The 22,054-nt window shown below is 70.9% G+C and carries 21 protein-coding genes; 14 read left to right on the forward strand and 7 right to left on the reverse strand.

Annotated features, from left to right (window positions below):
* Window positions 1-408: 408 nt before the first annotated feature.
* Entirely contained in the window at window positions 409-1,026 is a 618-nt protein-coding gene (locus tag ACIBK0_RS07725; protein ID WP_399077332.1) for a TetR/AcrR family transcriptional regulator, read from the forward strand.
* A gap of 93 nt (window positions 1,027-1,119) precedes the next feature.
* Here ACIBK0_RS07725 and ACIBK0_RS07730 read toward each other — a convergent pair whose 3' ends face one another.
* Window positions 1,120-2,088 carry a DeoR/GlpR family DNA-binding transcription regulator gene (locus ACIBK0_RS07730; RefSeq protein ID WP_399076764.1) on the reverse strand — a complete coding sequence of 323 codons (969 nt, stop codon included), beginning with the start codon at window positions 2,086-2,088 and terminating at the stop codon, window positions 1,120-1,122.
* A 167-nt stretch (window positions 2,089-2,255) separates the two neighbouring features.
* Window positions 2,256-3,704, reverse strand: a complete 1,449-nt coding sequence (locus ACIBK0_RS07735) for an NAD(P)H-quinone dehydrogenase (RefSeq protein WP_399076766.1) — start codon at window positions 3,702-3,704, stop codon at window positions 2,256-2,258.
* A 107-nt stretch (window positions 3,705-3,811) separates the two neighbouring features.
* Between ACIBK0_RS07735 and ACIBK0_RS07740 the strand changes: the two genes are divergently transcribed.
* The 4 genes from ACIBK0_RS07740 to ACIBK0_RS07755 all read left to right on the forward strand — a co-directional run bounded on the left by ACIBK0_RS07740 (window position 3,812) and on the right by ACIBK0_RS07755 (window position 8,947).
* The gene (locus ACIBK0_RS07740) at window positions 3,812-4,249 is read left to right on the forward strand and encodes a gamma-glutamylcyclotransferase (protein ID WP_189191684.1); all 438 of its coding nucleotides are present in this window, start codon (window positions 3,812-3,814) and stop codon (window positions 4,247-4,249) included.
* Between the two features lie 336 nt (window positions 4,250-4,585).
* Window positions 4,586-5,410 (forward strand): purine-nucleoside phosphorylase, encoded by an 825-nt coding sequence (locus ACIBK0_RS07745; protein WP_399076768.1) that lies wholly within the window; start codon window positions 4,586-4,588, stop codon window positions 5,408-5,410.
* Between the two features lie 449 nt (window positions 5,411-5,859).
* Window positions 5,860-7,491: a phospho-sugar mutase gene (locus tag ACIBK0_RS07750; protein WP_399076770.1), complete on the forward strand. Its 1,632-nt coding sequence runs from the start codon at window positions 5,860-5,862 to the stop codon at window positions 7,489-7,491.
* Between the two features lie 226 nt (window positions 7,492-7,717).
* Complete coding sequence (locus tag ACIBK0_RS07755; protein WP_399076772.1) at window positions 7,718-8,947, forward strand: hypothetical protein; 1,230 nt, start codon at window positions 7,718-7,720, stop codon at window positions 8,945-8,947.
* A 10-nt stretch (window positions 8,948-8,957) separates the two neighbouring features.
* Here the strand turns inward: ACIBK0_RS07755 and ACIBK0_RS07760 are convergent, their stop codons facing one another.
* The gene (locus ACIBK0_RS07760; RefSeq protein WP_399076774.1) at window positions 8,958-9,422 is read right to left on the reverse strand and encodes a hypothetical protein; all 465 of its coding nucleotides are present in this window, start codon (window positions 9,420-9,422) and stop codon (window positions 8,958-8,960) included.
* Window positions 9,423-9,535: 113 nt separating this feature from the next.
* The gene (locus ACIBK0_RS07765; protein ID WP_399076776.1) at window positions 9,536-10,216 is read right to left on the reverse strand and encodes a PH domain-containing protein; all 681 of its coding nucleotides are present in this window, start codon (window positions 10,214-10,216) and stop codon (window positions 9,536-9,538) included.
* A 254-nt stretch (window positions 10,217-10,470) separates the two neighbouring features.
* Here ACIBK0_RS07765 and deoC point away from each other — a divergent pair, with 254 nt between their 5' ends.
* Genes deoC through ACIBK0_RS07780 form a run of 3 tightly spaced genes read left to right on the forward strand, consistent with a single transcriptional unit; the run spans window position 10,471 to window position 13,798 of the window.
* Window positions 10,471-11,427, forward strand: coding sequence for a deoxyribose-phosphate aldolase (gene deoC, locus ACIBK0_RS07770; RefSeq protein WP_399077334.1), 957 nt, complete (start codon window positions 10,471-10,473; stop codon window positions 11,425-11,427).
* Window positions 11,428-11,432: 5 nt separating this feature from the next.
* On the forward strand, window positions 11,433-12,890 hold the full coding sequence (locus ACIBK0_RS07775; RefSeq protein WP_399076778.1) for an aldehyde dehydrogenase family protein: 1,458 nt from the start codon (window positions 11,433-11,435) through the stop codon (window positions 12,888-12,890).
* A gap of 2 nt (window positions 12,891-12,892) precedes the next feature.
* On the forward strand, window positions 12,893-13,798 hold the full coding sequence (locus ACIBK0_RS07780) for an aldehyde dehydrogenase family protein (protein WP_399076780.1): 906 nt from the start codon (window positions 12,893-12,895) through the stop codon (window positions 13,796-13,798).
* Window positions 13,799-13,903: 105 nt separating this feature from the next.
* On the opposite strand, the gene ACIBK0_RS07785 is transcribed toward ACIBK0_RS07780, so the two are convergent.
* Window positions 13,904-14,311, reverse strand: a complete 408-nt coding sequence (locus tag ACIBK0_RS07785) for a hypothetical protein (protein ID WP_399076782.1) — start codon at window positions 14,309-14,311, stop codon at window positions 13,904-13,906.
* Window positions 14,312-14,559: 248 nt separating this feature from the next.
* Between ACIBK0_RS07785 and ACIBK0_RS07790 the strand changes: the two genes are divergently transcribed.
* Window positions 14,560-15,198, forward strand: a complete 639-nt coding sequence (locus ACIBK0_RS07790) for a uridine kinase (RefSeq protein ID WP_399076784.1) — start codon at window positions 14,560-14,562, stop codon at window positions 15,196-15,198.
* A 28-nt stretch (window positions 15,199-15,226) separates the two neighbouring features.
* Here the strand turns inward: ACIBK0_RS07790 and ACIBK0_RS07795 are convergent, their stop codons facing one another.
* Window positions 15,227-15,634 carry a peptidase inhibitor family I36 protein gene (locus ACIBK0_RS07795; RefSeq protein WP_399076786.1) on the reverse strand — a complete coding sequence of 136 codons (408 nt, stop codon included), beginning with the start codon at window positions 15,632-15,634 and terminating at the stop codon, window positions 15,227-15,229.
* Between the two features lie 215 nt (window positions 15,635-15,849).
* Here ACIBK0_RS07795 and ACIBK0_RS07800 point away from each other — a divergent pair, with 215 nt between their 5' ends.
* Window positions 15,850-16,869: a hypothetical protein gene (locus tag ACIBK0_RS07800; RefSeq protein ID WP_399076788.1), complete on the forward strand. Its 1,020-nt coding sequence runs from the start codon at window positions 15,850-15,852 to the stop codon at window positions 16,867-16,869.
* A gap of 168 nt (window positions 16,870-17,037) precedes the next feature.
* Here the strand turns inward: ACIBK0_RS07800 and ACIBK0_RS07805 are convergent, their stop codons facing one another.
* On the reverse strand, window positions 17,038-17,814 hold the full coding sequence (locus tag ACIBK0_RS07805; protein WP_399076790.1) for a SigE family RNA polymerase sigma factor: 777 nt from the start codon (window positions 17,812-17,814) through the stop codon (window positions 17,038-17,040).
* Between the two features lie 297 nt (window positions 17,815-18,111).
* On the opposite strand from ACIBK0_RS07805, the gene afsQ1 reads away from it, so the two are divergent.
* The 4 genes from afsQ1 (at window position 18,112) to ACIBK0_RS07825 (ending at window position 21,973) form a co-directional block, all read left to right on the forward strand.
* Window positions 18,112-18,789, forward strand: coding sequence for a two-component system response regulator AfsQ1 (afsQ1, locus tag ACIBK0_RS07810; RefSeq protein WP_099505496.1), 678 nt, complete (start codon window positions 18,112-18,114; stop codon window positions 18,787-18,789).
* A complete protein-coding gene (locus tag ACIBK0_RS07815) occupies window positions 18,786-20,399 on the forward strand; it encodes an ATP-binding protein (RefSeq protein ID WP_399076793.1) in 1,614 nt (537 codons plus the stop codon). The genes afsQ1 and ACIBK0_RS07815 overlap by 4 nt, the downstream gene beginning before the upstream one ends.
* A 266-nt stretch (window positions 20,400-20,665) precedes the next feature.
* On the forward strand, window positions 20,666-21,238 hold the full coding sequence (locus ACIBK0_RS07820) for a hypothetical protein (protein ID WP_399076795.1): 573 nt from the start codon (window positions 20,666-20,668) through the stop codon (window positions 21,236-21,238).
* A 183-nt stretch (window positions 21,239-21,421) separates the two neighbouring features.
* Window positions 21,422-21,973: a VanZ family protein gene (locus ACIBK0_RS07825; RefSeq protein WP_399076797.1), complete on the forward strand. Its 552-nt coding sequence runs from the start codon at window positions 21,422-21,424 to the stop codon at window positions 21,971-21,973.
* Window positions 21,974-22,054 lie beyond the last annotated feature (81 nt).

Consider the following 22,054-nt stretch of genomic DNA (forward strand, 5'->3'; position numbering starts at 1 on the left):
TCAACGCCCACCGCTCCGGCACCATCAAGGGCCTCAGCGCCGAGGTCGGCGCCTCCGTCACCTCCGGCGCCGCCATCTGCGAAATCAAGGACTGATCCGCAGGTCTCCCTGTGACACCCCGAAGCGCCCGGTGGACTGGACCAGCCAGTCCACCGGGCGCTTCGTTCTCCCCCGTACCGGTGGCCCTTCCGCTACTGCTCCGCCAAGGGACGTGAAAGGGCGTACAAAAAGGGGCGTACAAAGAGATGCGCAGGGGGCCGAGCCACAGGGACGTACTCGAAGCAGGGGCGGCTTTCGCCCAGCCCGGGGAGCCACTCAGAAGCCCCCGATGGCATGCTGGAGCCGCTCGGGAGCCCCTGATGGCATGCTGGACCGCAGCCGCGCGGCAGGAGAGGGCAGGTGGATGCCATGGCGGGCGCGACCGCACCGGAGAGAGCGGGGACACAGGGGCCCGTGGAGAACCCGGGGGTGCCGCGCGCCATGCGTGCCGACGCCCGGCGCAACTACGAACGGCTGCTCGCCGAGGCGCGGTCCGCCTTCGCCGAGCACGGCACCGGCGCGTCCCTGGAGGACGTGGCCCGGCGCGCGGGCGTGGGAATCGGCACGCTGTACCGCCACTTCCCGAACCGGCACGCCCTCATGAGCGCAGTCTTCCAGGACGCGGTCGACGAGCTGCTGGCCCGCTCGCGCGAACTCCTCGACGCCCCGCAGCCGTGCGCCGCCCTCGTGGACTGGCTGCGCGACATCATCACCCACGCGAGCGAGTACCGCGGCCTCTCCCGCGCCCTCATGTCGGCCTCGCAGGACAACGGTTCGGACCTCGCTCGATGCAGCGGCCCGATGCACGAGGCGGGCAGCGCCCTGCTGCTCCGCGCACAAAAGGCAGGCGCGGTACGCCCCGACATCTCCATCGGTGACCTCCTCCAGCTGACCAACGCCATCGCGCTGGCAGCCGAGGAAACCCCGGACGAGCCGCAACTGGCCAACCGCCTCTTGACCCTGACGCTACGGGGCCTGAAGCCCTGAGGGTCCTTCGGCGATTCCGGGCCACGTGAAGCCGAGCATTGCGGTCACTTCGTGGCCCCGTCTGCCCTTCCCTCCGCCCTTGGAGGGAAGGGGTCAGCGGCGGCGGAGGTCGGCGACCCTGGCGCGTTCTGGCTGGGGCTGGTCGCCCAAGGCAGTGGCGCTGCGTAGCTGGGGGCCTGTGCCGGGGATCGGCTGGCCGCGGCGGGGGCCGGGGAGCGGTACGTCCCGGCGTGGCTGGCGCCCCGCCGGGACGGGATCGCCTCCCCCGCCGCCCGAGGCCGATGACCCGGCCACCGCGATCTGTACGCCCTGGTCGGCCAGGGCCTGCAGTTCGGTGACCGCGCGGTCGTCGTGCCCGGGTGGCCCGTCCGTGACCAGGCGGGTGATCAAGTCGGTCGGCACGGTCTGGAACATCGTGTCGGTACCGAGCTTGGTGTGGTCGGCGAGGACGACGACCTCGGCGGCGGCCTGGACCAGCGCGCGGTCGACCGAGGCCGACAGCATGTTGGACGTGGAGAGCCCGCGCTCGGCGGTCAGCCCGCTCCCGGAGAGGAAGGCCCGGGAGACCCGCAGCCCCTGGAGGGACTGCTCGGCACCGGAGCCGACCAGGGCGTAGTTGGAACCGCGCAGGGTGCCGCCTGTCATCACGACTTCCACACGGTTGGCGTGGGCCAGCGCCTGGGCCACCAGGAGGGAGTTGGTGACGACGGTCAGCCCGGGCACCCGCGCGAGCCGGCGAGCCAGCTCCTGCGTGGTCGTACCCGCGCCCACCACGATGGCCTCGCCCTCTTCGACGAGACCCGCGGCGAGATCGGCGATGGCTGTCTTCTCGGCGGTCGCGAGATGCGATTTCTGCGGAAAGCCGGACTCCCGCGTAAACCCGCCCGGCAATACCGCACCGCCGTGCCGGCGGTCGAGGAGTCCTTCTGCCTCCAGTGCGCGCACGTCCCGCCGTACGGTCACTTCGGAGGTCTGGACGACGCGGGCGAGCTCGCGGAGCGACACGGCTCCATTCGCTCGCACCATTTCGAGGATCAATTGGCGACGTTCTGCAGCGAACACGAAACTGACAGTAACCCCAACGACCGTCTGCTTTCAGCAGTTTGCGCCGAATAACAGAAGTTGTTCGCATGGCAGGGCGTGAAGTGGTATACGCGCCTACTCGCGCCGCCTATGCCGTACGAATGGTCGACAACTCCCCGTGACCAGCGGAGAGTCGCCGATACGTCTCAGCCCTCGCCCGCGGTCTTCCGTGTGTGCAACTGCCGAGCCACCTCGGCGATCGAGCCCGACAGGGAGGGGTACACGGTGAACGCGTTCGCGATCTGTTCGACCGTCAGATTGTTGTCGACCGCGATCGAGATCGGATGGATCAGTTCCGAGGCACGCGGAGCCACGACGACACCGCCCACCACGATGCCGGTGCCCGGGCGGCAGAAGATCTTGACGAATCCGTCGCGGATGCCCTGCATCTTGGCGCGCGGGTTGCGCAGGAGGGGGAGCTTGACGACCCGGGCATCGATCTTGCCCGCGTCGACGTCGGCCTGCGAGTAGCCGACGGTGGCGATCTCCGGGTCGGTGAAGACGTTGGACGAGACCGTCTTCAGGTTCAGCGGGGCCACCGCGTCGCCCAGGAAGTGGTACATGGCGATACGTCCCTGCATGGCGGCGACCGACGCGAGGGCGAAGATGCCGGTCACGTCACCGGCCGCGTACACGCCGGGAGCCGTCGTGCGCGAGACCTTGTCGGTCCAGATGTGCCCGGAGTCCCTGACCTTGACCCCGGCCTCCTCCAGGCCCATCCCGCTGCTGTTCGGAATGGCGCCGACAGCCATCAGGCAGTGCGAGCCGCTGATGACCCGGCCGTCGGAGAGCGTGACCTCGACCCGGTCGCCGACCCGCTTGGCGGACTCGGCGCGGGAGCGCGCCATGACATTCATGCCGCGGCGGCGGAAGACGTCCTCGAGGACGGCGGCGGCGTCCGGGTCCTCACCGGGCAGCACACGGTCGCGGGACGAGACGAGGGTGACCTTGGAGCCCAGTGCCTGGTAGGCGCCGGCGAACTCGGCACCGGTGACACCGGAACCGACCACGATGAGCTCCTCGGGCAGCTCGTCGAGGTCGTACACCTGGGTCCAGTTCAGGATGCGCTCGCCGTCGGGCTGGGCGTCGGCGAGCTCACGGGGGTGACCGCCGGTGGCGATGAGGACGGCGTCGGCGGTGAGCGTCTCCTCGGTGCCGTCCGCGGCGCGTACGACGACCTTGCGCGAGCCGTCCAGGGCCTGCATGCCCTCGAGCCGGCCGCGACCGCGCAGGACGCGGGCGCCTGCACGCGTCACCGAGGCCGTGATGTCGTGCGACTGCGCGAGCGCCAGGCGCTTCACACGGCGGTTGACCTTGCCGAGATCGACGCCCACCACCCGGGCCGCCTGTTCCATGGGTGGCGTGTCGTCGGCGACGATGATCCCCAGCTCCTCGTACGAGGAGTCGAAGGTGGTCATCACCTCGGCCGTAGCGATAAGAGTCTTCGACGGCACGCAGTCGGTGAGCACCGACGCCCCGCCCAGACCGTCGCAGTCGACGACGGTCACCTCCGCGCCGAGCTGCGCGGCCACCAGCGCCGCTTCATATCCGCCGGGTCCGCCACCAATGATCACGATCCGAGTCACGTACTCCATTGTCCCGCACGCTTCAAGGTGCTTCCGCCCAGGGGCCCGGAGTCCTTGCATCCGAGCTGCTTCTGTTACGCGAGAGGCGTACGTGTACCTGCCGTACCCTCGACCCCATGTCGCTCTACGCCGCGTACGCCGGCAATCTCGACCCGCGGCTCATGACGCGTCGCGCTCCGCATTCGCCGCTGCGCGCCACCGGCTGGCTGAACGGCTGGCGGCTGACGTTCGGGGGCGAGCACATGGGCTGGGAAGGCGCGCTCGCGACGATCGTCGAGGCACCGCGGTCCCAGGTCTTCGTGGCGCTGTACGACATCGCCCCCCTGGACGAGGACTCCATGGACCGGTGGGAGGGCGTGGGCCTCGACATCTACCGGCGGATGCGCGTACGTGTGCACACGCTGGAGGGGGAGGAGCCGGCGTGGGTGTACGTACTGAACGGGTACGAGGGAGGGCTCCCCTCGGCGCGGTATCTCGGGGAGATCGCCGACGCGGCGGAGTCTGCCGGGGCGCCCCACGACTACGTCATGGAGCTCCGCAAGCGGCCCTGCTGAGCTCTGCCCGTGCGGGGCTGCCGCGCCCCTCCGGGGCGGGGTTCGCCCAGACGCCCGCCCGATCGGCACGCTGAACAGGCACTCTGCTGCGCCGCTCCGCGGCGAGTTCGCCCGGCCGCCCGCCCGGTCGGCCTGCTCAACAGGCCCCGCCCTTCGCCGCTCCGCGGCGCGTTTCCCACCCGCCCACCCGTTCGGCCCCTTGAGTCGGTGCCCTCTTTCGCCGGCGTCTCCGCCCTGCCTCTCGGTGCCCCTTGTTGGAAACGACAAGACAACGATCGCAAGACCGTGAGCTCTGTCATCTACGCGCGTAGGCCCGAACCGGCTACCCTCATGCGCGTGAACGCATCTCTTCTTCCGGACGACATCCAGGGCGACCCCTACGCCGCCGCCGACGCCGCCGCCGCGCGCCTGCGTGAGCTCACAGGCGCAGAGACCCACGACGTCGCCCTCGTGATGGGCTCCGGCTGGGCGCCGGCCGTGGACGCGCTCGGCTCCCCCGAAGCCGAGTTCCAGGTCACCGAGCTGCCCGGGTTCCCCCCGCCGGCGGTCGAGGGCCACGGCGGCACGGTCCGCTCGTACAAGATCGGCGACAAGCGTGCCCTGGTCTTCCTGGGCCGCACCCACTACTACGAAGGCCGCGGAGTCGCCGCCGTCGCGCACGGCGTGCGGACCGCGGTCGCCGCCGGCTGCAAGACCGTCGTGCTGACCAACGGCTGCGGCGGTCTGCGCGAGGGCATGCGCCCCGGTCAGCCGGTGCTGATCAGCGACCACATCAACCTGACGGCGACGTCGCCGATCGTCGGGGCGAACTTCGTGGACCTCACCGACCTGTACTCGCCGCGTCTCCGCGCCCTGTGCAAGGAGGTCGACCCCACCCTGGAAGAGGGCGTCTACGCGCAGTTCCCCGGGCCGCACTACGAGACGCCGGCCGAGATCCGGATGGCGCGGGTCATCGGTGCGGACCTCGTCGGCATGTCGACGACCCTCGAGGCCATCGCCGCGCGTGAGGCGGGTGCCGAGGTGCTGGGCATCTCCCTGGTCACCAACCTCGCTGCCGGCATGACGGGCGAGCCCCTCAACCACGAAGAGGTCCTCCAGGCGGGCCGCGACTCGGCCGCCCGCATGGGTGAGCTTCTGACGCAGGTCCTGGACCGCCTGTAAGCGAGGGCAACGGGCGCGAGCGCCGTACAACGGGTTTCTTCGCCCTCCGCCCTTACCCGTCCCTTCCTCCCGGGGCTCCGCCCCAGAGCCCGTCGAGGGGCGTTGCCCTCCGGACCCCTGCCCGGGGTTCCGCCCCCGTCCCCGCCGGGGGGGGCACCCCCAGTGCCCCCTGGGGTTCAGCCCCCACGACCCGCCAAGGGGCGCTGCCCCTCACCGAGCAAGGGGCCGACCCCTGGCCCCCGCTCCTCATGCGCCGCAGGGGCTGAATCTCCCGCACGCCGGGGCCGGAGGTCTTCAGCCCGTCCAGTGTTTGAGGGCGAGGCCGTTCAAGCCGATACGGGGGTCTGGGGGCGGAGCCCTCGGGGGACGGGATGGGGTAGGGGCGGCGGGGGGCGAGACGAACCCGGCGTACACAGCAACGTACGAACGAAGAGAGAGGTGCACCCGAGGTGCAGGACGAACTCATCGCACGGGCCGAGGCGTGGCTGGCCGAGGACCCCGACGCGGAGACCCGTGAGGAACTCGCCAAGCTCATCGACGCCAAAGACGTCGCAGAGCTCGCCGCCCGCTTCAGCGGCACCCTCCAGTTCGGCACCGCCGGCCTCAGAGGAGAACTCGGCGCCGGCCCGATGCGCATGAACCGCTCCGTGGTCATCCGTGCCGCCGCCGGCCTCGCCGCGTACCTGAAGAGCAAGGGGCAGACGGACGGCCTCGTCGTCATCGGATACGACGCCCGGCACAAGTCCGCGGACTTCGCCCGCGACACCGCGGCCGTGATGACGGGTGCGGGGCTGCGCGCCGCCGTACTGCCCCGCCCGCTCCCCACCCCCGTACTCGCCTACGCCGTAAGGCACCTCGGCGCGGCCGCCGGCGTGGAGGTCACCGCCAGCCACAACCCGCCCCGTGACAACGGCTACAAGGTCTACCTGGGCGACGGCTCGCAGATCGTTCCCCCGGCGGACGCGGAGATCGCCGCCGAGATCGACGCCATCACCGGCCTCGGCACGGTCCCGCGCCCCGACTCCGGCTGGGAAACCCTCGACGAGGGCGTCCTGGAGGCCTACCTGGCCCGTACGGACGCCGTACTGGCGCAGGGGTCGCCGCGCAGCGCCCGCACCGTCTACACGGCGATGCACGGCGTCGGCAAGGACGTGCTGCTCGCGGCCTTCGCCCGGGCCGGGTTCCCCACCCCCGTCCTCGTCGCCGAACAGGCCGAGCCCGACCCGGACTTCCCCACCGTCGCCTTCCCCAACCCGGAAGAGCCCGGCGCGATGGACCTCTCCTTCGCGAAGGCCCGCGAGACAGACCCGGACCTGATCATCGCGAACGACCCGGACGCCGACCGCTGCGCGGTGGCCGTGAAGGACGGCGCGGACTGGCGGATGCTGCGCGGCGACGAGGTCGGCGCGCTGCTCGCCGAGCACCTGGTGCGACGCGGAGCGCGGGGCACCTTCGCCGAGTCGATCGTGTCCTCGTCCCTCCTCGGGCGGATCGCCGAGAAGGCGGGCCTGCCGTACGAGGAGACCCTCACCGGCTTCAAGTGGATCGCGCGCGTGGAGGGTCTGCGGTACGGGTACGAGGAGGCGCTGGGCTACTGCGTCGACCCGGACGGCGTACGCGACAAGGACGGCATCACCGCAGCTCTCCTCGTCACCGAGCTGGCCTCCGAGCTCAAGGAGCAGGGCCGGACCCTCCTCGACCTCCTCGACGACATCGCCGTCGCGTACGGCCTGCACGCCACCGACCAGCTCTCGGTCCGTGTGGAGGACCTGTCGATCATCGCGAACGCCATGCGGCGCCTGCGCGAGCAGCCGCCGACGCGGCTCGCCGGTCTGGCGATCACGAAGGCGGAGGACCTCACCAAGGGCACGGACAGGCTGCCGCCGACGGACGGCCTGCGTTACACGCTGGACGGCGCCCGCGTCATCGTCCGCCCGAGCGGCACGGAGCCGAAGCTCAAGTGCTACCTGGAGGTCGTGGTGCCCGTGGGCACCCGGGACCACCTCCCCGCCGCCCACGCGAAGGCCGCCGAGCTGCTGTCGGCGATCAAGCGGGACCTGTCGGCGGCGGCCGGTATCTGACGCGTCGATACGGGCCCACTGACCTGCGGGCCGCCCGTGCGGGCCCACTGTCCAGTGGGCCCGCACGGGCACACCCTGATCGCCCTGTCCGGCGAGCCCGCCCAGGCACCCCCGGTCGCTCTGGCGGGTGATTTCCGCACGGCAGTTGACGCAGCGCTCCCGTGCGCTGCCGGAAGACCGAGGAACGGTTACCGGTAGCGCACCACCGAGTCCCAGGAGCTGCCGCGTGCCCTCGACCGCTTCCCGGCCGACATCCGCCCCACCCCGGAACGCCCAAAGCGGACTCGTCCCGAGGGCACCGAAGACCCCGAAGACCCGGCGCCCACCCCGGAAAGCCACTCCCGCGGCCAGAGTCCGCGCCCATCTGCACCGCGCGGCCCCCGCCCTCCTCGCCTACGCGGCCGTCCGCGTCACCGGCCTGCTCGCGCTCGCCGTGTGGGCCCACCGCCGGCACCACGGCGTCTGGCCGATCCTGGCGACACACTGGGACGCGGACTGGTACCTGGGCATCGCCGATCACGGCTACACCCACCACCTGGGCACCGCGTACGACGCGAACAACCTCGCGTTCTTCCCGCTCTACCCCGTACTGGTCAAGGCGGCCGCGGCGCTGACGCCGGGCACCCGTGCGACGACGGGATGGGCGATCGCCATCGCGTGCTCGTTCCTCGCCGCGTGGGGGATCCACTCGGTCGGCAGCCATCTGCACGGCCACCGGGCGGGCGTGCTGCTGACCGTCCTGTGGGCGGCTCTCCCGGTGGGCCTGGTCGAGTGGATGGGCTACACGGAGTCGCTGTTCACGGCGTTCGCCGCGTGGTCGCTGTACGGGGTGCTCACCGGGCGCTGGCTGTGGGCGGGGTCGCTGGCGGCGCTGTCGGGGCTGACCCGCCCGACGGGCATCGCGGTGGCGGCGGCGGTCACCGTGGCGGCCCTGGTCTCGCTCCGCAACGGCTTCTCGGCACGCGCCCTCGCGGCCGCCGCCCTCGCCCCGGCCGGCTGGCTCGCGTACGTGGGCTGGGTCGGCCTGCGCCTGGGCCGCTGGGACGGCTACTTCGCCGTACAGCGGCTGTGGCACAACGAGTGGGACGGCGGCGTGGAGACCGTGCGCCGGCTGCGGGAGGTGCTCGGGGCCGACTCGACGCCCGAGCTGTTCCTGGTGATGGTGACCGTCACGCTGCTCGCGTCGGTGGCGCTCTACGTCCTCTCCGCATGGGACCGCCAGCCGCTCCCGCTGCTCGTCTTCACCGGGGTCCTGCTGCTCATCGTCCTGGGCAGCGGCGGCGTCTACTTCCCCCGCGCCCGTTTCCTCCTCCCCGGCTTCCCGCTCCTGCTCCCGGCGGCCCTGTACCTCGCCCGCGCCTCGCCGCGTTTCCGGGCACTGAGCCTGACGGCCGCGGTACTGGGCTCGGCCTACTGCAGCGCGTACATGGCGCTGGTGTGGCCGAGCGCGCCGTGAACCGCGGCCGCTAAGGGAGCAGCACGGTCGTGGCCACCCACACCACGCCGAGCACCACAGCCAGCGGCCACAACCGCCGCCCCCGCTCGCGCTCACCGCTCTCGGCGGTCGGCCGCAGGGCCGGGTCCCGCCACATGGCGGTGATCTCGGCGGCCGTCCTCTCGTACGGGTGGATCAGGCGCAGCTTGCGCTCCAGCCAGGGCCAGCTCGGTCCGAAGGCCGTCCATTCGTCGAAGCTCGCGCGGTGGCTGTCCACCTTCAGTTCGGCGCCTTTGCACCGGACGACCCCTATGTGGTCCCAGGCGATGTGCCGGGTCCGGCGCAGCCCGTTGAACCACGGGCGTATCCGCAGGGGCACCCCGCGCGGCGGCAGCGCGTCCGTCCAGCGTCGCGCGGACTCGCCGTCCCAGGGACGGCAGCCGTCGGGTACCTCGGACGCGGGCAGCCGCGGCGGCCCGCCAAGATGCGCACTCATCGTTTCCCAGACAGTCGGGCCGGAGGGGTGGTTGTCCCGTATGTAGCCGAGCCGCCTGTGAATTCCGCGTGTGCCGACGTCCTGACGCGTGCGCCGACGTCCTGAAGGGTCGGTCAGCCCACTGCCAGCAGGATGGCCAGCAGGATCGCGCCCGCGATCGCGGGCCCCATCACCTCGTACGCCCATCGCACGCTGACCTCGCCCTGCGCCCCCTCGGTGGCCGCCCGGGCCTCGGACAGTTCACGCAGGTCGTCCATGATCTGGTCGGTCTGGGCGCGGGTCGGCTCGGCGTGGACCGACGACGGACGGCCGAACGCGGACGTGCGGCCGATCTGGGACATCCGGCCGCCGCCGTTGCCCGCGGCCGCACCCCGTGCCTGCTGCTTGGCCACCTTCTTGCGGGCGCGCAGCGAGACGGGGATCGCCCACAACTGGTACTTCGTGCCGGAGGTGTCGACCACCTCGTTCGAGTAGCTGGAGCGCAGGGTGGCGACCTTGCCCCAGGGCAGCACGATCACGCGGAACGGGTTGCGGATGCGCAGCCGGTCCTCGTTCGCGTAGACCGCGGGGCGCAGGGTGAAGGCGGACACCAACGGGACGATGAGGATCAGCGCGGCGAGGGCCAGCCAGGGGGTGCGGCCGTGGCCCGAGATCAGCGCGTCGATGCCGAGCCAGCCCGCGATGATCAGCAGCAGGGCGCCGCCCGCGATACCGGCGGGCGACCGGTAGATCCGGTCCTTCGACTCGGGTCGCGAGGCGTCCGGTACGGGGGGCTGGGGGTCGGGGGTGCTCATGGTCCCGATTGTGCCGGACGTCTGCGGCGGGGCTGGTGGGTGGTGGGTTTTTCGCCCCCTCCGTCCCTGCCCATTCCCGTCACCCGGGGGCTCCGCCCCCAGACCCCGTTCGTCTTTGGCAGTGCGTGGGTGGGGGCTGGTCGCGCGGTTCCCCGCGCCCCCTGCGGGGCGCTTCCCGAGGGGCGGAACAACTCCCGCCTCCGTACCCGGGGGTGTACAGCCGCTACGCGCGTAGATATGCTCGTCTGGTGACCATGCCCACCACTGCACACGCTGCACACGCACTCGGCGACGTGACCGCGTCCGACAGCACGCTGCGCCGCTTCCTCCACGGGCTGCCCGGCGTCGACGCGGTCGGCCTGGAGGCGCGCGCCGCCTCGCTCGGTACCCGTTCCATCAAGACCACCGCGAAGGCGTACGCGATCGACCTCGCCATCTCGATGGTCGACCTGACGACGCTGGAAGGCGCGGACACCCCGGGCAAGGTCCGGGCGCTCGGCGCCAAGGCGGTCCACCCGGACCCGACCGACCGTACGACGCCGACCACGGCCGCGGTCTGCGTCTATCCCGACATGGTGGCCGTCGCCAAGGAGGCCGTCGCCGGCTCCGGCGTGAAGGTCGCCTCCGTCGCCACCGCCTTCCCGGCGGGCCGCGCCGCGCTCGACGTCAAGCTGGCCGACGTGCGTGACGCCGTCGCCGCGGGCGCCGACGAGATCGACATGGTCATCGACCGCGGGGCCTTCCTCGCGGGCAATTACCTGAAGGTGTACGACGAGATCGTCGCCGTGAAGGAGGCCTCGGGCGCCGCCCGCCTGAAGGTCATCTTCGAGACCGGTGAGCTCTCGACGTACGACAACATCCGGCGCGCGAGCTGGCTCGGCATGCTGGCCGGGGCCGACTTCATCAAGACCTCCACCGGCAAGGTGGCGGTCAACGCGACGCCGGCGAACACCCTCCTGATGCTGGAAGCCGTCCGCGACTTCCGCGCCCAGACCGGCATCCAGGTCGGCGTGAAGCCCGCCGGCGGCATCCGCACCACCAAGGACGCCATCAAGTTCCTGGTCCTGGTGAACGAGACCGCGGGCGAGGACTGGCTGGACAACCACTGGTTCCGCTTCGGCGCGTCCTCGCTCCTGAACGACCTGCTGATGCAGCGTCAGAAGCTGGCCACCGGCCGCTACTCCGGCCCCGACTACGTGACGGTGGACTGATCATCATGGCATCCGCATTCGAGTACGCACCGGCGCCCGAGTCCCGCTCCGTCGTCGACATCGCCCCGTCGTACGGGCTGTTCATCGACGGCGAGTTCACCGAGGCCGCCGCCGGCAAGGTCTTCAAGACCGTCAGCCCGAGCACCGAAGAGGTCCTCGCCGAGGTCGCCCAGGCCGGCGCCGAGGACGTCGACCGCGCCGTGAAGGCCGCCCGCAAGGCCTTCGAGAAGTGGTCGGCGCTGCCCGGCTCCGAGCGCGCCAAGTACCTGTTCCGCATCGCCCGGATCATCCAGGAGCGCTCCCGCGAGCTCGCCGTCCTGGAGACGCTGGACAACGGCAAGCCCATCAAGGAGACCCGCGACGCCGACCTCCCCCTGGTCGCCGCGCACTTCTTCTACTACGCGGGCTGGGCCGACAAGCTCGACCACGCCGGCTTCGGCGCGAACCCACGGCCGCTGGGCGTGGCGGGCCAGGTCATCCCCTGGAACTTCCCGCTGCTGATGCTCGCCTGGAAGATCGCCCCGGCGCTCGCGACCGGCAACACGGTCGTCCTGAAGCCCGCGGAGACCACTCCCCTGTCGGCGTTGTTCTTCGCGGACATCTGCCGCCAGGCGGGCCTGCCCAAGGGCGTCGTCAACATCCTTCCGGGGTACGGCGACACGGGTGCCGCCCTCGTCGAGCACCCCGACGTGAACAAGGTCGCCTTCACCGGTTCCACCGCCGTGGGCAAGGCGATCGCCCGCCAGGTGGCCGGGACCAGCAAGAAGGTCACCCTCGAACTCGGCGGCAAGGGCGCGAACATCGTCTTCGACGACGCCCCCATCGACCAGGCCGTCGAGGGCATCGTCACCGGCATCTTCTTCAACCAGGGCCAGGTCTGCTGCGCCGGCTCCCGCCTGCTCGTCCAGGAGTCGATCCAGGACGAGCTGCTGGACTCGCTCAAGCGCCGCCTCTCGACGCTGCGCCTGGGCGACCCGCTCGACAAGAACACCGACATCGGCGCCATCAACTCCGCCGAGCAGCTCGCGCGCATCACCTCGCTCGTCGAGCAGGGCGAGGCCGAGGGCGCCGAGCGTTGGTCCCCGGCCTGTGAACTCCCCTCCTCCGGCTACTGGTTCGCCCCGACGCTCTTCACGAACGTCACCCAGGCGCACACCATCGCCCGCGACGAGATCTTCGGCCCGGTCCTTTCGGTCCTCACCTTCCGCACTCCGGACGAGGCGGTCGCCAAGGCCAACAACAGCCAGTACGGCCTCTCGGCGGGCATCTGGACCGAGAAGGGCTCCCGGATCCTGGCCGTCGCGAGCAAGCTCCGCGCGGGCGTCATCTGGTCCAACACGTTCAACAAGTTCGACCCCACCTCGCCGTTCGGCGGCTACAAGGAGTCGGGCTTCGGCCGCGAGGGCGGTCGTCACGGCCTGGAGGCGTACCTCGCCCCGTCGAGCCCGGAGGGCGAGCGATGAAGATGAGCGCAGTTGAGAAGTCCGAGCAGCAGCGTCTGAGCGTCTTCAAGACCTACAAGCTGTACGTGGGCGGGAAGTTCCCGCGTTCCGAGAGCGGCCGGGTGTACGAGGTGAGCGACTCCAAGGGCAAGTGGCTGGCGAACGCACCTCTTTCCTCCCGCAAGGACGCTCGTGACGCGGTCGTCGCCGCCCGCAAGGCGTTCGGCGGCTGGTCCGGCGCGACCGCGTACAACCGCGGCCAGATCCTCTACCGCGTCGCGGAGATGCTGGAGGGCCGCAAGGAGCAGTTCGTGCGCGAGGTCGCGGACGCCGAGGGGCTGTCGAAGTCCAAGGCGGCCGCTGTCGTCGACGCCGCGATCGACCGCTGGGTCTGGTACGCGGGCTGGACCGACAAGATCGCCCAGGTGGTCGGGGGCGGCAACCCTGTCGCGGGCCCCTTCTTCAACCTGTCCAGCCCGGAGCCGACGGGCGTGGTCGTCGTCCTGGCCCCTCAGGAGTCCTCGTTCCTGGGCCTGGTCTCGGTGATCGCACCGGTGATCGCGACCGGCAACACGGCGATCGTCATCGCCTCCGAGAAGTCCCCGCTCCCGGCGCTGTCGCTGGGCGAGGTACTGGCCACCTCCGATCTGCCCGGCGGTGTGGTCAACGTGCTCTCCGGCAGGACGGCGGAGATCTCCGCTCCGCTGGCCGCACACCAGGACGTCAACGCGATCGACCTCGCGGGCGCGGACGACGTGCTCGCGAAGGAGCTGGAGATCGCGGCCGCGGACAACCTGAAGCGCGTTCTTCGTCCACAGCCTGTGGATTATTCGGTGACTCCCGGCATCGAGCGACTGACTGCCTTCCTGGAGACGAAGACGGTCTGGCACCCGACGGGTTCTCTGGGCGCCTCCGGATCGTCCTACTGAGGCGCACCGAGTTTCGGGGCCCCGATCAGTGTCCCCGGGGCCCCGTCAACGGGAGAGCCGCGCTTCCCCTCCGTCCAGGGGGAGCGCGGCCCTCTCATGTGTCGCTCAGTGCAGCAGTCCCGTCGCCTGCCCCAGGAGCGGGATGCTCCCCACCGACGAGGCCTGCGCCACCGGCCGCGTCAAGGCCTGCGAGGAGAGCGGCTTGAAGTCGGCGAGCTGGGTGCCGACCCCGTTGTCGAGCGGGTCGACCCCGGTGCCCGCCAGCGGATTGGGCTTGAGGCCCTGGACGGGGCCGGTGACGTAGCCGACCGTGCCGGTCAGGGCCGCGAGACCCGCCTGCGGGTCGATGTTGCCCATCGAGGTGGGCCGGGTGCGCATGACGTCCACGACAGGGTCCGTGTCCGCGACGGCCGGTGCGGCCGCGGCCGCACCGGCAACGACCACGCCGACCGCGGCGGCGATGCGCGCGGTCGTACGGGCCATGGTGGTCTGCTGGGCTGCATGTCGCGCCATCAGGTTTCCTCTTCGAAGAGCAGAGAGCAACTGGTTTGACACGCAGCGTAGTTGACCGGCTCCACTTCAGGGCGCCCCGAACGACGGATTCCCCTGTGCGGGTCAACTGACATATCAGCGCCAGTCCGCAGGGGAAGCCGGACCGACCGATACCCGCCAGGTCCGGGGCGTGCCCGGAGGAAGGGATAATGTCCTCGACGCGTCCGATGCGCGGCCGTACCAAGTCGATTCACAGAAGGTACAGAGAATTGGGTTCCCATCCCCCGATACCCACCCGCGTGGTGCTGCTCTGCGGACCCTCCGGCTCTGGAAAGTCCCTTCTCGCGGCCGACTCCGGGCTCCCCGTGCTCCGCCTCGACGACTTCTACAAGGAGGGCACGGACGCGACGCTTCCGCAGGTGGAGGGCAGCGCCGACATCGACTGGGACCACCCGCTGTCCTGGGACGCGGACAAGGCGGTCGCCGCGATCGAGGAACTGTGCCGTACGGGGCGTACGACGATCCCCGTGTACGACATCTCGCTGAGCGCCCGTACCGGCACGGAGGCCCTGCGCATCGAGCGGACGCCGCTGTTCATCGCGGAGGGGATCTTCGCCGCCGAGATCGTCGAGCGCTGCCGGAAGCTGGGCGTGCTGGCCGACGCCCTGTGTCTGTCGCGGGGCCCGGTCACCACGTTCCGCCGCCGCTTCCTGCGGGATCTCAAGGAGGGCCGCAAGTCGGTGCCCTTCCTGCTGCGCCGCGGATGGCGCCTGATGCGCGCCGAGCGCTCCATCGTGGCCCGTCAGGCCGCCCTGGGCGCCCATCCCTGCGACAAGGACGAGGCCTTGGGCCGCCTGACCGCCGCGGCCGCCGGGCGCCGCGCGACCGCCCGCCCGACGGCGGCGTAGTCACCGGCTCCCGGGGCCGCCGCTTCCGTCAGCCGCCCGGGCAGCCCGCGGTCGCGCCGGTCCAGCAGTGGGAGGACCACTTGTTGTCGTCCGAACCGCTGAAGTTGGTGGAGGAACCGGCCGGCAGACCCCAGGTGTCGCCGGCCCAGTTGTCCAACTGGTAGAACCACAGGTTGCTGTCGGGGTCCTTGTTCCTGGCCGAGCTCGCCTTGTTGTCGATCGTGGTCGACGTGCCGTGGAAGACGAGGCCGCTGTAGCTCTTCTTGCTGGACAGCGTGTCGTAGATGCCGCCCGAGTAGTCCAGGAGGCGGTAGATGCAGGCTTCGTCCGTGTTGCACGTTCCGTCGTTGCTGGCCGCCTGAGCGGGGGTCATCGCCGCGAAGACCGCCGCGACGGACATCACCGATGCCACCGCGAGACCGCGTGCTCTCTTCATTCCGTACCCTTCCTTCCGGCGCCGTGAGGCCCCCCGCCCTCGCGGGCCGGGAGCGCCGACTGCGCACGTGACCCTGGCACAGGAACCGGCGCCGTACGGGATCACGTTCCCGTGAATGGCCGAAAGATCGTCGACCACGACCGGAAAGCGCATACTCGAACTGTCTTTCGTCTGGGGGCACTTGACGGTGCGCATCACGAGTGATCACCTGAAACATGCGTAACAGGACGACCACGGTGGCCCGCACCGGCGCGACGATCACTCTGGCGACCGCCGTCGCCCTCCTGGCCACGGCCTGCTCCTCCGGGCAGGCGGACCGAGGCGCACAGGGCGGACCGGCCCGCGAGGACACCACGCCGGTCGTCGCCACCTCATTCGCCCACGCTCCCAAGGCGTACCCCCTGGACGCCTACAAGCCGACCACGGAAGAGACCGAGACGGTCAATCGCGCGGTCGACGTCCTGACCCGTTCCTGCATGAAGAAGTTCGGCGTGAGCCGGCCCGCCTACGAGGCGCCCCCGGGCAGCATTCCCACCAACGCGCGCAAGTACGGGCCGACCGACCTGGCATCGGTCCGCGTGTACGGCTACAAGCCGCCGCTGCCCGACGGCGTCACCAGGCAGGAGGCCGTGGCCGCGCAACAGCGGGACGCGGCACGGGAACAGGCCATCACTCCCGCCGCCACGGCCGTCTCCACCGGCACCGCGCAGCAGGCCGACAAGAAGAGCGGCGCGGCCGCAGCCGAGGTCCCGGCCGGCGTTCCCCGGGGCGGCTGCCAAGGGCAGGCTCAGCGCCAGGCCCTGGCCGACCGGGCCGCCGACGACCTGATGACGGTTCAGAACCTGTTCGTCCAGGCCTCCGCCACCACCCGCGAGGACCCGGCGACCGTCGCGCTCGACAAGCGGTGGAGCGCCTGTATGCGCAAGTCCGGCATGAACTACCCCGACCCGCTCTCCGCCGTCGACGACTCGACCTGGCGCACCCAGAAGACGAGCCCGAACGGCCCGCACCCGAACTTCCCCGCGCCCTCGGCCAAGGAGATCCGCACGGCGCAGGCCGATGTGCGCTGCAAGACCGCCACCGACTACGTCGTGACCCGACACGCCGTCGAGTCCGGCCACCAGAAGCAGCTCATCGAAGAGCACGAGGACACGCTCGCGGCGGTGAAGGAACGCAAGCGGCGCATGGTCGAGAAGGCGGAGTCGATCGTGGCGGCCGACAAGGCGGCGCGGTAGGCCGGACGGCAAGCTACGGAGAACGAAAAGAGGTCCAGGCGGACCCCCCGTCCGCCTGGACCTTTCTCATTTCCCCCGTGGTCCCCCGTGACCCCGTTGGTTCCCCCCCGGTACCGCTCCCCCGTACTACCTGTTACCCCTTGCTTCCCCTTGCTTCCCCCCAGACCTTCAGGCGACAAGCTCCCCGAAGGACTCCTCCTCGTCACGGCCGAAGCTGAGGACCTCGTCCTCACGCATGCGGCGGAGCGACCGCCAGATGCTGGACTTCACCGTGCCGACACTGATGTCGAGGATCTCCGCGATCTCCGGGTCGGTGCGGCCCTCGTAGTAACGGAGGACCAGCATCGTGCGCTGGAGTTCGGGCAACCGGGCGAGCGCCTGCCACAGCACGGCGCGCAGCTCGGTGCCGCGCATCGCGTCCGTGTCACCGGGCGTCTCCGGCAGTTCCTCGGTCGGGTACTCGTTCAGCTTGCGGCGGCGCCACGCGCTGATGTGCAGATTGGTCATGGTGCGGCGGAGGTAGCCCCCGACCGCGGCCTTGTCGCTGATCCGGTCCCAGGCCCGGTACGTCGAGAACAGCGCGCTCTGCAGCAGGTCCTCGGCCTCGAACCGGTCACCGGTGAGGTGGTAGGCGGTTGCGTACAGGGAGGCGCGGCGCTCCTGGACGTAGGCGGTGAACTCCGCCTCCGACACCGAGCGACGCTCCCCCGTGTCCTCCCCGTACGCGGCTCCCCCGTGAGCCTTCCCCCCGACCGTGCCCGCAGCTGCCGCCGCGGGGCTCTCCCCCGTGAACGCGTCAACCACCGTCATGTACGCGGTGTGCTGACGCCCGGTGCCGCGAGCGCACCCCCGCCCGCTCACGGCACCGGACTTCTCCGAGCCCCGGGTGACATCGTGGAGCCGCGTGACAACTGCGCTAGTGCTGGTGCTGTGCAGCGTGTTCATCTCGCGCCCCCCGTCGTGGAGTCCCGGTTCTTCGGTTCGTTCGGTCGTGCTTCCTTGCTTGTGTCGAAAAGCTTGCCCGGGCCACTTCATGGCCGTGTCCGCCGACTGTCACAGACCTGTCACAGGGCCCATCCGCAGGCGCGTCACAGCCCGATCACAGAGAAGAGCGGTACGACTACGCAGATGACCACTCGGGGGCTCGCCGTCGCCCGAGAGGGGCCCTCCTTCTGTACGGGAGATGGGTGGGAGCGCTCCAACGGTCGATACCCGGCCATGACATGGGCCAGAATGACGTTCGTGCCTTCCCTGTTGCTGATCGAGGACGACGACGCCATCCGTACGGCCCTGGAGCTCTCTTTGACTCGCCAGGGACACCGTGTGGCCACTGCTGCCACCGGCGAGGACGGTCTGAAGCTGCTGCGTGAACAGCGGCCCGACCTGATCGTGCTGGATGTGATGCTGCCCGGCATCGACGGATTCGAGGTGTGCCGGCGCATCCGGCGCACCGACCAGCTGCCGATCATTCTGCTGACCGCGCGCAGCGACGACATCGACGTCGTGGTCGGTCTGGAGTCCGGCGCCGACGACTATGTCGTCAAACCCGTGCAGGGCCGGGTGCTCGACGCCCGGATCCGTGCCGTGCTGCGGCGCGGTGAGCGCGAGGCGAACGACTCGGCGACGTTCGGCTCGCTCGTCATCGACCGCGCCGCGATGACGGTCACCAAGAACGGCGAGGATCTGCAACTGACACCCACCGAGCTGCGGTTGCTCCTCGAACTGAGCCGCCGCCCCGGGCAGGCGCTGTCCCGCCAGCAGCTGTTGCGTCTGGTGTGGGAGCACGACTACCTGGGCGACTCGCGTCTGGTGGACGCCTGCGTGCAGCGCCTGCGCGCGAAGGTCGAGGACGTGCCGTCCTCGCCCACCCTGATCCGTACCGTGCGCGGCGTCGGCTACCGGCTGGACAATCCTCAGTGACAGAACCGCAGGACGAGCTCCGCGGCTGGGCCGCGGCGCGCAAGGCGATCCTGTCCGGCCTGCGCTTCACCAGTCTGCGACTGCGGCTGGTCGTGGTGTTCGGACTCGTCGCACTCACGGCCGCCGTGTCGGCGTCGGGCATCGCGTACTGGCTCAACCGCGAGGCCGTGCTGACGCGCACCCAGGACGCGGTGCTGCGCGACTTCCAGCAGGAGATGCGCAACCACGCGAGCATGCTGCCGGTGCACCCCGCGCAGGACGAACTCCAGCGCACGGCCGGACAGATGGCGAACAGCAGCCAGCGCTTCAGCGTGCTGCTGGTCGCCCAGGACACGAACGGCAAGACCGTCGTCGGCAATTCCGAGCTGGACACCTTCACGCTGGAGGACGTACCCAAGTCCCTCCAGAAGGCGGTGAACAAGAAGCAGCCGCTGTCCTCGAACAACAAGTCCGCGTACCACCTCTACTGGCAGCGGATCACCGACCACGACAAGCCGTACCTCGTGGGCGGCGCGAAGGTGATCGGCGGCACCACCACCGGCTACATGCTCAAGTCCCTGGAGCCCGAGGAGAAGGATCTCAATTCGCTCGCCTGGTCCCTGGGCATCGCCACGGGCCTGGCCCTGATCGGCTCGGCGCTGCTGGCCCAGGCCGCCGCGGGCACGGTCCTCAAGCCGGTGCACCGGCTGGGCATCGCGGCCCGCCGCCTGGGCGAGGGCAAGCTGGACACGCGACTGCGGGTGTCGGGCACGGACGAACTCGCCGACCTCTCCCGTACGTTCAACCACACGGCGGAGGCCCTCGAAAAACGCGTGGACGACATGAGCGCCCGCGACGAGGCGTCCCGCCGCTTCGTGGCGGACATGTCCCACGAACTCCGCACGCCGCTCACCGCGATCACCGCCGTGACGGAGATCCTGGAAGAGGAACTGGACGCGGAGACGGGCAGTGTCGACCCGATGATCGAGCCGGCCGTACGGCTCGTCGTCAGCGAGACCCGGCGCCTCAACGACCTCGTCGAGAACCTGATGGAGGTCACCCGCTTCGACGCGGGCACCGCCCGGCTCGTCCTCGACGACGTGGACATCGCCGACCAGATCACCGCGTGCATCGACGCCCGCGCCTGGCTGGACGCGGTGGACCTGGACGCCGAGCGCGGCATCACCGCGCGCCTCGACCCCCGCCGCCTCGACGTGATCCTGGCGAACCTGATCGGCAACGCGCTCAAGCACGGGGGTTCGCCGGTACGGGTGTCCGTGCGCGTGGAGGGCGAAGAGCTGATCATCGAGGTCCAGGACCACGGTCCCGGCATCCCCGAAGACGTACTCCCGCACGTCTTCGACCGCTTCTACAAAGCGAGCGCGTCCCGCCCCCGCTCGGAGGGCAGCGGCCTGGGCCTCTCCATCGCCCTGGAGAACGCGCACATCCACGGCGGCGAGATCACCGCGGCGAACGCGCCCCAGGGGGGTGCGGTCTTCACGCTGCGCCTGCCGCAGGACGCGTCGGAACTGCTCACCGACGACCTCCGCGACGCGAATGGGAACGGGCACGGGAACGGCCCCGGGAACGGACACGGGAGCGGGAACAGCACAGAGGACACCGCCGGATGACGACCGCACGACTCCTCCACCGCCGAGGCGCGGGCCGCGCACGGCTCCTTCGCCGCCGGGGCACGAGCCAGGTACGGCTCGTCCACCTCCGTGACACGGGACGCGCACGATCCCTCCGCTCGCAGGGCGGGCGCGTCGCACGGCTCCCGCGTGTCCGGCGTCCGGCAGGTCGGCCGCGTTCAGCGGGTCCGGCGGGCCTGCCGCGTCCGGCAGGTCCCGCAGGTCTGCCACGTCTTCGGGGCCTGCGGCCCTGGCTGGTCGTTCCGTTGCTCGCCGCGCTGCTGGCGGGCTGCGGCATCCGGTCCACTCAGGTCCCGACGGACTTCGGTCCGGCGCCGTCGCGGGTGCCCTGTGCGCTGTCCGGCCCGGACATCTCCACCCAGTCCTCCCGGGGCGTGCCCGTCCAGGTCTTCCTCCTCTGCTCCGGGCAACTGGTCACGGTCGACCGCTCGGTCCGGATCCCGGACGGTACGGCGGAGGCGGCGCGGCGGGTCCTGGTGGCCCAGGGGCTCCTCGACGAGCTCGCCGAGACGCCCTCCGCGCCGGAGCAGCAGGCCGGGTACACGACGGACGTGCGCGGCGGTATGACGGTCAGTGGGCCCCGGGACAAGGATCCCGAGGACACGCTCCGGCTGAGCACGTCGCCCGAGGACCTCACGTCCTCCGCCCTCGCCCAGATCATCTGCACCTTCTCCGACTCGGCCGCGGCCCAGGACGACGGCTCCGTCATCCTCGGCGGCCCCGCCCCGTCCCCCCTCCTCAGCTACGAGTGCACCCCCGAGGTCCGCTCCGATCCCCTCACCAAGTCACCACCGTCGACGACGGTCGGGGGGGCGTGACGTGTCGGCGCGCTGAGTTTGTTCGCCCTCTCCGCCCCTACCCGTCCCGTACCCGGGGGCCGCACCCCCGGACCCCCACTCAAAAGATCGCGCAGTTCCCCGCGCCCCACAAAGGAGCGAGCGGAACCGGGCGAAAACACACCGCCCGGAACCGATCGTGCCGCACCCCGCGTCTTGGGGGGCGTGCAGCGTCAAGGTTCAGACGGCGGCAGCGCCGTGACCCGCGTCCGTGTGGCAGGAGGTGTCCTCCTCGTCGCACACCTGGCCCTCGTCGCCTGGATCACACTGCGCCCCTTGGACGTCCCCTGGGTGAGCGCCGCCAACCTGCGGCCCTTCGCGGGCATCAGAGCCGACCTCACACTGGGCCCGGAGGTGGCGGCCCGCCGCATCGCGGAAGGCCTGGGCCTGCTCGCGCCGCTGGGCGTCCTGCTCCCGATGGCGGGCGGCAAGCTCGCCGTCTCCCCGCTCGGCTCCCTCATCCGCACGGTCGCCGCCGGCGCCCTGCTCTCCCTGGGCATCGAGCTCCTGCAGACCGGCGTCCCGGGCCAGGTCGTGGACGTGGACTCCCTGCTGCTCAACACGGTCGGCGTGGCACTCGCCCATATCGCGATCGTGCCCGCCGCCAGGGCCAGGCTCCGCCGCCGGGCCGAGACCCGACGCCGCGCGGCCCTCCCCCGGGAGGACACGGCTCAGGGTCGGACCCCGACGATTCCCAGGGTCGGGATCGCACCGTAGAGCGAGGCTTGGCCCACTTCGTCCCCGTAGCGTTGAAGACATCGAAGCCGGACACCCCGGCACTCAACGACGGTTCGCGAA

The sequence above is a fragment of the Streptomyces sp. NPDC050564 genome, from assembly GCF_044457265.1.
In the GTDB taxonomy this organism is placed as follows: Bacteria; Actinomycetota; Actinomycetes; order Streptomycetales; family Streptomycetaceae; genus Streptomyces.

Excerpts from the sequence above, each read along its gene's own strand:
- ACIBK0_RS07725 (WP_399077332.1), top strand. The coding sequence starts at position 409 with ATGGCGGGCGCGACCGCACCGGAGAGAGCGGGGACACAGGGGCCCGTG.
- ACIBK0_RS07735 (WP_399076766.1), bottom strand. The coding sequence starts at position 3,704 with ATGGAGTACGTGACTCGGATCGTGATCATTGGTGGCGGACCCGGCGGA.
- ACIBK0_RS07740 (WP_189191684.1), top strand. The coding sequence starts at position 3,812 with ATGTCGCTCTACGCCGCGTACGCCGGCAATCTCGACCCGCGGCTCATG.
- ACIBK0_RS07760 (WP_399076774.1), bottom strand. The coding sequence starts at position 9,422 with ATGAGTGCGCATCTTGGCGGGCCGCCGCGGCTGCCCGCGTCCGAGGTA.
- ACIBK0_RS07765 (WP_399076776.1), bottom strand. The coding sequence starts at position 10,216 with ATGAGCACCCCCGACCCCCAGCCCCCCGTACCGGACGCCTCGCGACCC.
- deoC (WP_399077334.1), top strand. The coding sequence starts at position 10,471 with ATGCCCACCACTGCACACGCTGCACACGCACTCGGCGACGTGACCGCG.
- ACIBK0_RS07775 (WP_399076778.1), top strand. The coding sequence starts at position 11,433 with ATGGCATCCGCATTCGAGTACGCACCGGCGCCCGAGTCCCGCTCCGTC.
- ACIBK0_RS07780 (WP_399076780.1), top strand. The coding sequence starts at position 12,893 with ATGAGCGCAGTTGAGAAGTCCGAGCAGCAGCGTCTGAGCGTCTTCAAG.
- ACIBK0_RS07785 (WP_399076782.1), bottom strand. The coding sequence starts at position 14,311 with ATGGCGCGACATGCAGCCCAGCAGACCACCATGGCCCGTACGACCGCG.
- ACIBK0_RS07795 (WP_399076786.1), bottom strand. The coding sequence starts at position 15,634 with ATGAAGAGAGCACGCGGTCTCGCGGTGGCATCGGTGATGTCCGTCGCG.
- ACIBK0_RS07800 (WP_399076788.1), top strand. The coding sequence starts at position 15,850 with ATGCGTAACAGGACGACCACGGTGGCCCGCACCGGCGCGACGATCACT.
- ACIBK0_RS07805 (WP_399076790.1), bottom strand. The coding sequence starts at position 17,814 with ATGAACACGCTGCACAGCACCAGCACTAGCGCAGTTGTCACGCGGCTC.